A 14,777-nucleotide genomic window follows, 5' to 3' on the forward strand; every position below is an offset into this window, starting at 1 on the left:
GGTGGTGGCGCAGGCGGCGGAGCTGGAGGCGGCGCAGGCGGCGGAGCTGGTGGTGGCGCAGGCGGCGGAGCTGGAGGCGGCGCAGGCGGCGGAGCTGGTGGTGGCGCAGGCGGCGGAGCTGGTGGTGGCGCAGGCGGCGGAGCTGGAGGCGGCGCAGGCGGCGGAGCTGGTGGTGGCGTAGGCGGCGGAGCTGGTGGTGGCGCAGGCGGCGGCGCAGGTGGTGGCGCAGGCGGCGGAGCTGGAGGCGGTGCAGGCGGCGGAGCTGGAGGCGGTACAGGCGGCGGCGCAGGTGGTGGCGCAGGCGGCGGAGCTGGAGGCGGTGCAGGCGGCGGAGCTGGTGGCGGCAAAGGCGGTGTAGGCGGCGGTGGCAGTCAAGGCATCGAGAACAACCGTCCTGCCCCTGGCGGCGAGAACAGACCAATGCCAAACGGGCGTCCTGAGAACAACCGTCCACATGGCGGAACTGGCAATGGCGGAGGCAATGGCACTGGATCCGGCGCGGGTCAAGGCAGCCAAGGCGGCAATGGCAACAACATTGCGCCGAACCGAGTGCAAGAGAACGCTCCTGCTCCAGGCGCGAGATAATCGTTATTAGAACAGTGGCTGTTCCGCCGAATGAAAGTTCGCGCGGGACGGCCTTTATTTATGTCCGAATGTTGGCTCACATCCGCGACCAATGGCAATGACTTCCGTAAAGTATTACAATGAAATTATTTCAAACTAACTTCTGGAGTGAAGCTTGCATGAAATCGGAAGCTCAGGTGAGAAAGTTGAGCGTCAGCAAATGGGCGGGCACGCTGCTTATTGGCGCTTTTGTCGGCATGCTGGCCGCTTTTCCTTTTCAACATACGTTTGTTGGCGGTATCGTCTTCGCGATTTGCAGCGCGGCGGCGATCGGCGGCTTGGCGGACTGGTTCGCGGTTACTGCGCTATTCGGGCAGCCTCTTCGCGTGAAGTGGCCGACGTGGATGGGAACGAACATTATTTCAAGGAATCGGGAGCGGCTCATTAATGAGCTCGTCGGTATGGTGCAGACCGAGCTGTTGTCCATTCCGAACATTCGAGCGAGACTCGATGAGCATAATATCGGCGCCGTATTGCTGAATTACTTGACGGAGCATAACGGCGAGAAGGCTGTTAACGACATCCTCCAAAGGCTGGCGGGCGACGTCATGTCCAAAGCCGATCTGAAGGATTTAGCGAGCGTCGTTCAGAACTATCTACTCGATCATGCCGATGCCATTCAGGTGTCGGAGATTATAGCAGACGTAGGGGAATGGACGCTTCGTAATCGTTATGACGACCGAATCGTGGAATTTCTTGCGGCGGAGCTGATCAAGCTGGTTAAATCCCATTCGTTCCGTATGATTGCCGAGCGATTGATTGATTCCGCCTTACAATCGTATGAGAACGGCTTGTCTCGCCGCAAGTGGGTGAATTCGGCTGCAGGTCTGAGCGCGCCAGCCATAAGTGCTAAGCTGCAAAGCTGGTTGACGGGGTATTTGCAGGAAATGTCGGATGCTCATAATCCGCATCGGATCCAACTGAAAGAGATGATTGAGCAATATGTTGTCCGTCTGCGTACAGATGATCAGCTTCGGGCGCGTATTGAAGCGAGCAAGATGAAGCTTGTGAATAACTTGAAGGGTCATATCCATGTGGATGCCTATATCTCGGAAAATCTCGAGTCGTTCAGGCAGGCCGCAGCTTCTGGCGCTTCTGGAGAGAGCGGAGCTTTCCCATGGATTACGAGCAAGGTGCGGCTAGCTGTCGATCAAATGGAGAATAAGCCGGAGCTGCTTGATCGGATCGATGGCACGATTAAAACGTGGCTCTACGCCTTCATCGAACAGAAACATGATTATATCGGCAAGCTCGTTCAGGATAAGCTCAGCACCTATTCGGAAGAAGAGCTCATTAAGCAGGTCAAGCAGCATGCAGGACGGGATTTGCAATATATCCGAATTAACGGTACGTTAGTTGGCGCTTTTATAGGAGCGGTTCTCTATTTATTGACTTATATCGTTGAATGGATCACATCATCACTTGGGGGGTAGGATACAATGACTATGAGGAAGTGGGCAAATGGCAGTCTCGTTGTGCTGTCCGTGCTGTTCATTGGAGCGTTATGCTGCGTCGTTGCTTATCCTGAAGCATGGTGGGCTCGCATGCTGTTATATACGTTCGAAGCAGGTCTCGTTGGGGCGCTGGCTGATCTGTTCGCGGTAACCGTTCTGTTCCGGCATCCATTCGGCATTAAGAAATTTCCGCATACGGCGATCATACCAAGGAACCGTGATAAGCTGGTTGACAGCGTCGTCACCATGGTGGAAGAGCAATTGCTGAGCAAAGAATCGCTTAAGGCAAAGGTAAAGCAGTTCCATATCGTCGAGGCATTGGTCGGCTGGGTGGACAGGAGGCCTGACGGTTTCGTATCGAAACAAGGCTGGGCTATTATTGCTACGCTATTGTCCAAGATTGATCTGGAAGGCGTATCGGTTATGCTCGATGAGCAGGCGCGCAAAGGACTGCGTCAGGCGAACGTATCTCCTTATGCCGGTACGGCGCTGAAGTGGGTGCTTGCGAAAGGCGACTTCCAAAGCTGGATTGGCGGAATCATTGATTTCGCGGCCCAGCGGATCGCCGTAGAGGAGACGAAGCAAGTCATCCGAGATATGATGATGAAGGAAAAGGATAAGTTCGAAAATACGGGCGGCACCGTGTCCAAATGGTTCAAGCGAATGGCTGTAATCGTCGCCGAATCGACCGACTCGCTAAATATTGACGATGCTGCCGAAGCGATGTACCGTGACATGCTCGCTTTCATCGAGCAGCTTCGTAATCCCGAGCATGAGCTGCGCGTTCTCGTATCGGATATGGTGCACAAGCTTGCTGATGACCTTCAGCACAGCCATGAGCTGTCCGGTACGGTGAACAATTGGAAGAACGATGTGCTGGATAAAATATCGCTGCTCCCATCCATTCAGTCATTGCTTGGTTCGTTCAAGCAAATGCTGACGGATGAAGGAGAATTGAAATACATTGTGACGGAGAAACGATCTGTTAATCACGAAGATATTAAGCAATGGGTAGGCGAGTTCATCCAAAGTTATTGGGACTGGTTCAAGAGCAGCCAATCGTCGAAGGACTGGTTGGAAGGATATGTTCAACAGTTCATAGGAAAGCTGATCGAGACGCAACATGCCTTAGTCGGTATTATTGTAAGAAGAACGCTGGAGGATTACACCGAGGAGAAGCTCGTGGTGTTCATCGAGAGCAAGGTCGACACCGACCTCCAGCGTATTCGGCTGAACGGCGCGCTCATCGGCTCTTTAGTTGGCGCAGGACTATTCATTTTCCTGCATGGCATATACCGTCCGATTCTGGATTGGTTGGCTTAAGAAGCTATGTGTTGGAGCTGCCCAAACCTATGCCCTTTTTTTACGAAAAAGCATGGGAGCAAATCATTCTGAATCAATTGTCCAAGCCGCCAGCCGCGATTTTCATAGAATACTATATTCTAGCGAAAGGTTGTGGTCGGCAATGACTGTCTTTTACAAATTTACTACCGGTCCTGTTGAAAACGTGATAGAAGGAGGTCCGATAGGCATCTCCAATCAGGTTTACGTCAAGGCGCTTAACAACTGCAAAACGAATAACGCAAAAGTGCGCATCAAAGTGTACAGCTTGAATACCGGTCATAAAAAGCTGGTGGACTCCAAATCGTTCACGTTAACGCCATGGCAATCGGACTTTGAGAGGTTTATCACAAACACGTATGTTCAATACGAAATTGAAGTTTCAGTGAGCAGCGCTGACGTGCTGGTAACCGTCTGGGGCAAGAACAGAGCCGGCCGACTTGTTGCGGCGCATAGGTTCACTCAGCAGGAGCTGACGATGAAGAAAATTCGAAGAAAGTAATGCAAGGGCTGTCCTTAAGGTCAAATACTGACCGGGGGCAGCCATTTTTTTTGAATTCTTTGAATTAACTTTGTACAAATCGACAAAAGTTACTATAATTATACATATTAATCTATTTGTTATTTGGGAGGGAAAGTAGTGAGGAAATTTCGTTTCAAAGGATTGAAAGTGATGTGTCTTGCTTTTCTGGCGGCACTGCTCTTCGTTACACCGGTTGCTCAAGCAGAAGGCATTAAGTTGAACTTGGATGGACAAGTCGTGAAGAGCGATGTGCAGTCGATTAATAAAAAAGGAACGATGATCGTGCCGATCCAGGACATCGCTACCGCAGTAGGTGCCACCTACGTATGGGATGCCGGAACAAAATCCTTGGTCGTCAAAAAAGGCAATACAATCGTAAAGTTCGTAGAAAATGCGGTTAAAGCAACTGTCGTATTCGGTTCGATAACGACGGAAACTACGCTTAGCCAGCCGTTACAAACAATCGACAAGCAGTTGATGGTTCCGCTTCGCTTCGTCGCGGAAATATTCGGAGCAACGGTCAAATGGAATGATACGTTGCAAGAGATTCAACTTTCGATGAACGTTGCGGCAGGAGGGATCGGCGAGACGGGAGCAGCAGGTGCGCAAGGTCCGCAAGGTCTACAAGGTCCAGCAGGCTCTAGAGGCCCAGCAGGAGAAGCAGGCTCGGCAGGTCCAGCAGGTCCAGCAGGTCCAGCAGGCCAAGCGGGTCCAACAGGCCCGGCGGGTCCAATAGGTCCAGCAGGCGCGACAGGTCCGCAAGGGGAACAAGGTGAGCAAGGGATTCAAGGACCGGCTGGTGCGGATGGAGTAAACTTTGCAGAAGAAGGATTTTCGGCTTTCCTAGATAAACAGTCTACTAGTTCCTCAACGCAATTAGTAGGTTGGTCTGCGAGCGATCCTTATTTCGAGGGCAATAACTTTGACGCGGCAACCGGCGTATATACGGTGCCTGCTACAGGGAAGTATTCTATCAAAGCGACTATCAATTATGCATTGTCTGCTGCTGCGACTATAAGTCTYGGACCAAACGATAATCCGACCTTTTCGGTAGATAATCTATCTACGGAGGCGTCGCTCATTACAGGATACTTGCCCATTCTCAATGTTAATGTGGCTTTGGTACTTACGTTAAGAACCGTTCTAGGTCAAAGCACCGTTACATTGGAGGGGGACGTCATCTTGAACGAGGGTGATCAGATCGCGTTGTCTTACAATAATGTTGGTCTGACCCTACCGATTAATATCGGTGGCAATGACTCCGCCGGCGTCGTATGGTCCGTTCATCAGCTATCCAACTAGCATCATACTCCATATTCAACAAAGCTCGTCTGGCTAATTAGCAGACGAGCTTTTTTTATGTTACGCATTAAGCCTAGACTGACGATACTCGGTCGGCGTAATCCCTTTGTATTCGCGGAAGAGCCGGCCGAATACGTTGTACGAGCTGAAGCCGACCTCGAGCGCGATATCGAGAATGCTCATATCAGTCGCGCTGAGCAAGCCGCAGGCGTGGCGAATTCTTATTTTGTGAAGCAGATGAAGGAAGTTGATGCCGGCATGCTTCTTGATTTCTACGCTAAGCCTCGTTGGAGGGATGCGGAACAACTCCGCTAAGCCGGAGAGCGAGAGATCATCGCGGTAGTGATAGTGGATATATTCGATAACCGGCCAGATCGAGCCGTTGCCGGCGAGATAAGCCCTCTCTTGCGATTCCGTGCTTTGCTTCGACACCCGAATCCGCTGAAACATCATTAATATTTCGTGGAGCCTCAAGGAGAGCAGCTCGTTACGGAAAGGATGGCTTTGATTGTATTCGTTATACAAATTCAGAAGCAGCTTTTCGAACTGGATTAACTCGTCATTGTCCAAATGGATGAAGGGCTGTTGATTTTCGGTGAGCAGCGATTGCAGGTAAGATGAGCCGGATTTGACCGTGGATACGAGCAGCTCCATCGCGAACATGCAGTTGAACAGGCGGATCGGCGTCTGGGAATAGGTCACGATGTCATGAACCTGATAAGGAAGCAAGAAGGTGAACGTTCCCCGCCTCATAGGATGTCTAATTCCGTTAATTGTCTCATGTCCTTCCCCTTCGATAACGAGCGAGCACTCCAGGAAGTCGTGCCGATGGGCAGGGAAGGAATGGCGCACCTCATTGATAGATACATAGAAGGGAAAGTCCGCCGCAATCATTTCGTAATCGGATAAGTCTTTGTTCATCGGAAAAATCGTCAAAACGAACCCTCCCAAAAAATACATGAAAAACTAGTGTGTTGACAATAATTTTTGCACCATTCACGGACAAATTATACCATAAACTGTGTTTGTAAGCGCTACATATTTTGCAGAATTGCAAGGAGGATTTTACATGTCACTACCGCCAATCGGCTTGATCGGCGACCTGGCCTCAAGCCCGGTCATGCTGCGTCACCCGAACAATCCCATTCTTACGAGAGAGGATGTTCCTTACAATCCCGCGCTCGTATTCAACGCTGGCGTAACTAAGTTCCAAGGCCAATACGTGATGGTGTTCCGCAATGATTACGGTCAACCGGACAGGCAGACGCTTTCCCACTTTGGAACGACGAACCTCGGCCTCGCGTTCAGCCGCGACGGAATCGAATGGGAAGTAAGACCTGATCCGATCTTCGATCTAAGGGATGAAGAGGTCATTCGTACTTACGATCCGAGGTTAACGGTCATCGACGGACGCTGTTACATGTGCTTTGCCGTCGATACGCTGCATGGCATTCGCGGCGGAATCGCGGTAACCGATGATTTCGAGCATTTCGAGGTACTGAGCATGAGCGCTCCAGATAATCGGAATATGGTGCTGTTCCCTGAGCAAATAGGCGGTCGTTATGTGCGCTTGGAGAGACCGTTCACGATCTACAGCCGTGAGGGCAAGGAACGGTTCGACATTTGGATATCCGATTCGGCGGATTTGAAAGACTGGGGCAATTCGGAGCTGCTGCTGCCCGTCGAACGCGTACCGTTCGCCAATGCGAAGCTGGGACCGGCTGCTCCGCCGATCAAGACGAAGAAGGGCTGGCTAACGACGTTCCATGCGGTCGATATCGATCCGTCCCGCGGCAAGAACGGCTGGGAAGATACATGGAAGAAACGGTATTCGGCGGGGCTTATGCTGCTCGATCTTGAGAATCCGAAGCGGATCATCGGCTTATATGAAGAACCACTGCTGGCCCCCGACGCTTCCTATGAGAAGGACGGCGGATTCCGCAACCATGTTGTATTCCCGGGGGGCATGATCCTCGAAGATTCAGGCGAGGTGAAGATCTACTACGGAGCAGGCGACACCTACGAATGCTTGGCTAGCGCGCATGTGGACGATCTGCTCAGCCTGGTCCTGAAATAGTCATTTCGCTTAAAGGATGGAGGTGTGCACCATGTTTGCGACAAGCATGAAAAAATCATTTCGTTATTTGAACAAGAAAAAATATTTGTACCTTCTGTTGCTCCCCGGCATTGTCTATTTTCTAGTATTCAATTACGTGCCGATGTACGGAGTCATCATCGCCTTCAAAGATTTCAACTTCGCCAAGGGCATTTGGAACAGTCCGTGGATCGGCTTCGAGAACTTCCGCTACATGTTCGGGCTGAGCGACTTTTACACGGTATTCTGGAACTCGCTGTATTTAAGCTTCTTGAAGCTGGTCATCGGCTTCCCGTTTCCGATTATTCTCGCGCTCTTCTTGAATGAAATGCGCAACCGCACCTATCAGAAAATAACACAGACGATTATTTACCTTCCGCATTTCATCTCTTGGGTCATTATCGGCGGTATCCTGATCAACTTCCTGTCCCCTTCATGGGGGGTGCTGAATCTGTTCCTGAAGCAGCTCGGCATTGAGCCGATCTTCTTCCTCGCCGACAACGATTACTTCCGGCCTCTCGTGGTGCTTAGCAGCATATGGAAGGACTCCGGCTGGGAAAGCATCATTTACTTGGCGGCAATCGCCTCCATCAATTCGGAATTGTACGAGGCTGCAAGCATCGACGGCGCAAGCCGACTGCAAAGACTATGGTACGTGACCATTCCGAGCATCAAGTCGACGATTGTTATTTTGCTAATCTTGCGACTTGGCCACATCATGAACAACGGCTTCGAGCAAATATTCGTGCTTCAGAATCCGATGAATCTCGGTGTCTCCGAAGTGTTCGAAACGTACGCCTACCGGGTAGGCATACTCGGCGGACGATTCTCCTTCGGCGCTACGGTAGGGTTGTTCACCTCCGTGATCGGCCTCATTTTCCTGCTGGCAAGCAATCGGATTGCGAAGCTGATGAAGGAAGACGGGATATGGTGATGCGGACACGTCTTGCCAGCGCAGCGGCATATCGACAGGAGGTCGTTTCTTATGAGTATCAGATCCAGAGGGGATAAGCTGTTCGACATCATCAACTATGCGTGCCTAACGTTGTTCGCGCTTGCTTGCCTCTTTCCGTTCTTTTACGTAGCTGCTTTCTCGGTTACGCCTTACAACGAATATTTGGCGAATCCGCTTAAGTTGATACCTAATAAGCTGGAGTTCAGCGCGTATACGCAAATTTTCAAGATGGATCAGCTATGGACCGGGTACCGGAACACCATCATTATTACGGTGCTCGGGGTATGCATCAACATTTTCCTCATGATCATCACGGCGTACCCGCTTTCGAAGCGGGACTTGAAGGGCAGAAGTTTCGCGCTCGTACTTATTACATTCACCATGTTTTTCAACGGCGGGCTTATTCCTAACTTCTATTTAATTAAGTCGCTTGATCTGTACAACACGTTATGGAGTCTTGTATTGCCGAATGCGCTGGGGGCTTACAACCTGCTGTTGATGAAAAACTTTATCGGCAGCATTCCGCCGAGCCTCGAAGAGTCGGCATCCATCGACGGGGCGAACGAGCTGAAGATCCTATTCCGAATTATCGTGCCGTTGTCGAAGCCCGCGATTGCTACGTTCGTTATTTTCCACGCGGTAACGCAATGGAATACGTTCTTCAATGCGATCATCTATACGTCCAAAAGAGACCTGTGGCCGCTCATGCTCATCGTCAGGGATATGGTCGTCGACAGCGGAGGGGTAGCCAAGGACTTGATGGATACGGGAACGTCAGGCGTAACCGAGTTTACGATCAAGATGGCGATCATTATTTTCTCAACGCTGCCGATTATCATGGTCTATCCGTTCATGCAGAAGTACTTCATGAAGGGTATTCTAGTAGGCTCTATCAAAGGTTAAGGAAATCGATTAGCCGGTTCTATCGGTTAAATCTGCGGTTAGCCGCGGTTTAATATAATTCGATGATCAAAGGGGAGAAGGACATGGTTATCAAAAAACACCGCATCGCCAAAACATTCATTTCCTTGTTGATTCTGGCAATGGCGCTGGCAGCCTGCAGCTCGAGCAACAACGGCGGCAATTCCAATGAAGGCAGCGGCAGCACGAACGCGCCGAAATCGACGAATAAGGCAAGCGAGGAGCCGGCGGTCAAGGAGCCGGTAACGATCAAAATGTTCAACAGGGTCAACGCGGAGATCGTCCTCAAGGACAATCCGGTCATTGCCGAAGTGGAGAAAATCGCGAATGTGAAGCTGGAGATCGAAGCGCCGCCGATTAACAACTACGTCGACAAGCTGCAAGTGCTTATGGCGTCCGGCGATCTTCCCGACGTCATCTACAACTGGGGAACGGCAGGCAACGGCGCCGACGCGAACATGGAGAAGTGGGCGGAGAACGGCTTGCTAGAACCGCTAGACGACAAGATTGCGAACTATCCGAATCTGATGAAAAACATTACGCCGGACATGTGGAACGCGGTCAAGTCGGTTAATGACGGCAAGACGTACATTATTCCGAGAACGAATGCCGTCAACCACTGGGGCTACATGATTAATCAGCAATGGCTGGATAAAGTAAGCCTGGAAGCTCCGACGACACTTGATGAGCTGACGAATGTGTGTAAGGCGTTCACGGAGCAAGATCCGGACGGCAACGGTCAGAAGGACAGCTATTGCCTAAGCTTCTCCGGACCGGACCTTGGCCGCAATACGATCTGGAACGCTTCGAACTTCCTGGCTGCAGCGTTCTCCCTTCCGGTTGTGGACGGGGTGAAGGACGTAGACGGCACTTACAAAATCAGAGAAAAGATGTCCGGGTACATCCCGTACCTGACGTACTTGAAGAAGCTTAACGACGAGAAGCTGATCGATCCTGAATTCCTGATCAACAAAATTTACGTCGACCAAGAGAAGCTGAACCAGAACCGTGTTGGCATCATCTATGCGCATCAAAGCACAGTTCTCGGCAACATTAGCAAAGATCCTGAGTCCGACAAAAAGTATACGTACCATGGCGTATTGAAGGATGCTAACGGTGTTGCCGCGGACTGGGTAACGCCTGCAATGTGGGGAGGCTGGATGATTCCGAAAGGCTCCAAAAACGTAGATGACGTTCTTGCCTTCCTGGACTGGGGAAATACGGCCGAAGCGAACGCATTGTTCCAGCTTGGCGTTAAGGGCGTAACTTACGACAGCTACGATCCAGCTACGAAAGCGATCTCGCGTACCGACGAGCAGACGACATTGTTGTCGACGCTTACGAGCAGCTACATGACCCCGGCAAATGCGATTAACGGCGAAGGCGCATCGATCGTCAACGCAACGACGCCAGAACGCATTAATCTGTACAAAACGCAGCTCGATGCGGCACTCGGCCAAATGACCATCGTTAACGTACCAGCCGTGAGAGCGCCGAAGATCGCAAGCTTGAACAGCACGATTCCGGATCTCGTGAAGAAGAAGGACGATAACGAAATCAAATATATTACCGGCGCAATCAATGAAGAGAAGTTCAAGGAGTTCCTGGAGAAGGAATGGTATCCGGCTACAGCGGACGCGGAAGCTGAATATGTAGCCTTCATGAATTCATTAGGCAAGTAATGGCTTCAAACCCGCAAGTCGCAGCAAAGCATAGCACTCTTATCAGAGGGAACGTTATTGCGCTGCGGTTTGCGGGTTTATTTTTTCAACTAACGAAAGGGGTTGCAATTGTGCTAAAGATCGGTATCCGCAGTTTGTTCTGTTTGATTCTCGCAGTCGTGTTAAGCATGTCGAGTATTCCGTTTGTCCCGAATGGATCGGTACAGACGGCAGAAGCAGCCGGCTCAACGATCACGAAAAGCGGCAATACTTGGACGCTGGAGAGCGACGTTCTTCGAGTCGTGCTTTCCTTTGCCGGCGGCAGCATTCAGATGACCAGCTTCTACAACAAAGAAGCCGGCAAGGAATATTTAACGGGAAGCGGCAGCAACTATTTGTTTTACTACAATTACGGCGGAAGCGACTTATACGCCAATGACGGCGGCTGGACTTTAGGTGCGGATACGATTAGCAACATCTCCTTGTTCAGCACGACATGGGGCAAGAGGCTGGAAATTCCGATTACGAGAACTTCACCTCAAAATGTAACGATAACGCTCCGATTTGAAATGTATAACGATAGGGCGGGACTTAAATATTCCAATTTCATCAAGAACAACAGCACGTCCAATAAGACGATCACCGCTTCGGATGTTATCGCGCTTAACTTCCCGAACGATGCCCATACGCTGCATTACGTTCCGAACATGACGTGGAGCAGCACGACGGGCGCGCTGCCGCTGAACGCAGGCAAAAACGCGATTACGCGATACAATACCGGCGATGGCTGGACGCTGCAGCCGGAGATGAACTGGAAGACGCAAGGCGCGACGGACAACCTCCCCTTCGCCGGCATTAATGCCTGGAGCGGCATATCCGGCGTCAAGGTGTCGACGAACCCCGGCTCTCTGCAGCTTGTGTTGTTCCCGAACGAGAAGTTCGAATACATTTCCGTCAATATGACCGCGTTCAAGGGCGATATTATGGACGGCAAGATGGCGGTCGAGGAGCATTTCCGCAAAAGATTCAAATACCATCATACGACGTCCGTCTTCACGACGAACGACTGGGAATGGCTAGGCAACCGCAATGAAGCGTATTATCGCAACACCGTTATTCCGAAGGCGACCCAAGCCGGCATGGACATGGTCATGGTCGACGATTTCTGGAATACGACGAGAGACACCACGACGGCGGCGAGCTCCTTCACGACGAATCTCGCGGCGCTCACGGACACGATTGTTGCGGCAGGCATGCGCTTCGGCATCTGGTTCAGCATGACCGGAGACAATCATAATGCCGGTCGTGATTTGGCCGACCCGGCCAATATCGAATTCAAGCGCAGCCAAGTGGAAGATTTCATGATTCCGAACTACCATCTGTCTCATCAAATGATCGACCTGACCGAGTTCTGGCCGAATACGGCGGCTACGTCGACGTCGCATCCGAGCGACAGCGTGTATCGCAAAAACGTGCTCGTCCGCGATTACAACAACGATATCGTCTCGCGCCATCCCGACTTCCTGACGAAGCTGACGAGCGAGGTCGATATTTATCCGACGCAGGGAGACCGCAACATCGGTCTGCTTCATATCGGCGACAACGGCTTCGTCTCTTCGAAGGGCAACGTCGATAAGAGTATGTTGATTCAAACGAATAGCTTCGGCTATTTGCCGCTTAACTCGGTTTACTACGGCGGCCTTACGACGGGTAAAGTGGAGGATTATTATTCGTACATGCCCGCCCGCGTTATTAAGTTCGCGAAGGATCCGAGCTCGTGGAGCGCGGCTGGCATCAGTACGCTGAAGAAGTTCAACGATTGGCGGAAAAATCCGCGTATCAAGGCGCTCACCGACGGGATTATACGTCCGTTGTATGCCGGACCGAATTATGATACGGCAGGGCCATACGCCTGGATGTATGCACCGGACGACATGAGCAAAGCGCTTATCGTCGCAACGGCAGGCAACGAGGCTGCGGCGCCGGACGAGTTCACGCTTGACCTTCGATGGCTCGATGACAACAAGACTTATTTGGTCGAAGACGTCACGATGAATGACAGCGGCGCTATCGGCTATAAGTACAAAGGCAGATTTACGGGTGCCGAACTGAAGTCGCCTGGTCTGACCGTCAACTTCAAGGAAAATACGTCCAGAGGCAAGGCGTTCTGGATTCAAGAGGACAACGGCACCGACATGCAAGTGCTGTACGCCGACGAGAATATAACTTCGTTTACTGCGACTGCTGGAACCTCCAGCCTTACGATTAATGCGACTGGTCCAGCGAACAAGACCGGCAAAGCGGTTGTATATGATCGTACGGCGAACAAAACGATTATTGCCGATGTCGTGATCGGCGCTGGCGGGAGCGGCAGCGCAACGGTGGAATCCGGCTTCAAGCACGAGGCGGAGAGTTTGACGCTGACGATGTCCAGCGGCGGTACTTCCTCGAATGGCAGCGACGCTGCGGCAAGCGGAGGATCGCTCAGCTATGCGAACGGCAACGCGGTTGGCGGATATGCCGACTATACGGTTAATGTGCCTAGCTCCGGTACGTATAACGTGAAGGTAAGAGTGAAGAAGCATCCGGATCGGGGGATCGCGCAGCTGTATATCGATGGCGTGGCGGTAGGAGCGCCGATCGATCAATATGCGAGCACTCCGGGCTACGTCGAAGTGAATCTAGGCAATTACGCTTTTACATCGGCGGGGAACAAAACGTTCCGCTTCCAGCTTACGGGCAAAAATCCGGCCAGCGCGCAATACACGCTTGCCACGGACACGATTAGGCTGACCTACCGTTCACCGGATTTGCAACTGCCGCCGCAAATTTACGAACCGGTGAAGTACGAGGCGGAGAGCGCAACGACGACAGTGTCTTCGGGAGGAACGAATACGGACGGTTCCGATACGTCCGCAAGCGGCGGGGCTTTAAACTATGCCAATCCGGTCAGTGTCGGCGGCTGGGTGCAATACGCGCTGAATGTTCCGGCGGCTGGTACGTATAACGTGAAGGTGCAAGTGAAGAAGCATCCGGATCGCGGAATCGCACAGCTTTACATTGACGGGGTCGCTCAAGGAGCGGCGGTTGACCAATATCAAAGCGCGCAAGGTTATGTATCGGTTGACCTCGGAGACGTAACGTTCAGCTCCGCGGGCACGAAGGCGTTCCGCTTCCAGTCTACGGGCAAGAACGCAAGCAGCAGTTCCTACACGTTAGCGACAGATTACATCGCCTTAACGAAGAAGCCGTTAACCTTCGAGAGCGAAAGCTTGGCTACCAACCTATCGGCAGGGGCAACGGTGACGACAGGGTCCGATTCGGCGGCGAGCGGCGGTACGTTAAGCTATAGCGGCTTTGGCGGCGTCGGCCAGTGGATCGAGTACACGGTGCCCGTGCCGGGAGCGGGAACGTACGCGATAAGCGCGAGAATCAAAAAGCATCCCGATCGCGGGACGGCGCAGTTGTATATTGACGGAGCTGCCATAGGCTTCMCTGTCGACCACTACGGCAACCCGCAAGGTTACGAGACCGTCGGGCTTGGAACGGCGACCTTCAGCTCGGCAGGCAGCAAGACGTTCCGCTTCCAAATCACCGGCAAAGATCCGGGAAGCAATTCCTATACGCTTGCTCACGATGCATTCATGCTTACGAAAACGGATTAAGCAGAAGACTTGGGGACGGGGAGGCGGATGCCTCCCCGTCTTTGACGTTAGCCGAGGCCGTCAAAGGACGGCACAGAACCGAAACTACGCCTTATCCTACTTCTCCTGACACCGCAGGAATGATGCAAAATGTGCTGATCAAGCATGGAAAGTCTCCCGCATCCAATCTCGGGGTTAGGGCTTCCGGCTAGGCGTCTTTTTTTTATGGACACTATGAACGCTTAGCGATCAATTAG

10 protein-coding genes and 1 pseudogene are annotated in these 14,777 nt (G+C 51.9%); 10 read left to right on the forward strand and 1 reads right to left on the reverse strand.

Translation table 11 applies throughout. From position 1 onward, the window contains the following. The 5 genes and pseudogenes from AB4Z33_RS28100 to AB4Z33_RS28120 form a co-directional block, all read left to right on the forward strand. A pseudogene (locus tag AB4Z33_RS28100) lies at positions 1-585 on the forward strand (peptidoglycan-binding domain-containing protein); the annotation flags it as partial. A gap of 158 nt (positions 586-743) precedes the next feature. Continuing rightward, positions 744-2,057 (forward strand): DUF445 domain-containing protein, encoded by a 1,314-nt coding sequence (locus AB4Z33_RS28105; protein ID WP_442053070.1) that lies wholly within the window; start codon positions 744-746, stop codon positions 2,055-2,057. Between the two features lie 6 nt (positions 2,058-2,063). Further along, positions 2,064-3,401, forward strand: coding sequence for a DUF445 domain-containing protein (locus AB4Z33_RS28110; RefSeq protein WP_442053071.1), 1,338 nt, complete (start codon positions 2,064-2,066; stop codon positions 3,399-3,401). A 184-nt stretch (positions 3,402-3,585) separates the two neighbouring features. Beyond that, the gene (locus AB4Z33_RS28115) at positions 3,586-3,921 is read left to right on the forward strand and encodes a hypothetical protein (RefSeq protein WP_442053072.1); all 336 of its coding nucleotides are present in this window, start codon (positions 3,586-3,588) and stop codon (positions 3,919-3,921) included. Between the two features lie 138 nt (positions 3,922-4,059). Beyond that, positions 4,060-5,244: a stalk domain-containing protein gene (locus AB4Z33_RS28120; RefSeq protein ID WP_442053073.1), complete on the forward strand. Its 1,185-nt coding sequence runs from the start codon at positions 4,060-4,062 to the stop codon at positions 5,242-5,244. A gap of 60 nt (positions 5,245-5,304) precedes the next feature. Here the strand turns inward: AB4Z33_RS28120 and AB4Z33_RS28125 are convergent, their stop codons facing one another. After that, positions 5,305-6,180, reverse strand: a complete 876-nt coding sequence (locus AB4Z33_RS28125; RefSeq protein WP_442053074.1) for a helix-turn-helix domain-containing protein — start codon at positions 6,178-6,180, stop codon at positions 5,305-5,307. A gap of 133 nt (positions 6,181-6,313) precedes the next feature. Between AB4Z33_RS28125 and AB4Z33_RS28130 the strand changes: the two genes are divergently transcribed. The 5 genes from AB4Z33_RS28130 to AB4Z33_RS28150 all read left to right on the forward strand — a co-directional run bounded on the left by AB4Z33_RS28130 (position 6,314) and on the right by AB4Z33_RS28150 (position 14,541). Then, positions 6,314-7,321, forward strand: a complete 1,008-nt coding sequence (locus AB4Z33_RS28130) for a glycoside hydrolase family 130 protein (RefSeq protein ID WP_442053075.1) — start codon at positions 6,314-6,316, stop codon at positions 7,319-7,321. Between the two features lie 31 nt (positions 7,322-7,352). Further along, positions 7,353-8,273, forward strand: a complete 921-nt coding sequence (locus AB4Z33_RS28135) for an ABC transporter permease (protein WP_442053076.1) — start codon at positions 7,353-7,355, stop codon at positions 8,271-8,273. 51 nt (positions 8,274-8,324) lie between these two features. Beyond that, entirely contained in the window at positions 8,325-9,197 is an 873-nt protein-coding gene (locus AB4Z33_RS28140) for a carbohydrate ABC transporter permease (protein ID WP_442053077.1), read from the forward strand. A gap of 83 nt (positions 9,198-9,280) precedes the next feature. Beyond that, a complete protein-coding gene (locus AB4Z33_RS28145) occupies positions 9,281-10,897 on the forward strand; it encodes an extracellular solute-binding protein (protein WP_442053078.1) in 1,617 nt (538 codons plus the stop codon). A gap of 110 nt (positions 10,898-11,007) precedes the next feature. Beyond that, entirely contained in the window at positions 11,008-14,541 is a 3,534-nt protein-coding gene (locus AB4Z33_RS28150) for a GH36 C-terminal domain-containing protein (RefSeq protein WP_442053079.1), read from the forward strand. Positions 14,542-14,777 lie beyond the last annotated feature (236 nt).

Source organism: Paenibacillus sp. 2TAB19, from assembly GCF_052115185.1.
Classification (GTDB): Bacteria; Bacillota; Bacilli; order Paenibacillales; family Paenibacillaceae; genus Pristimantibacillus.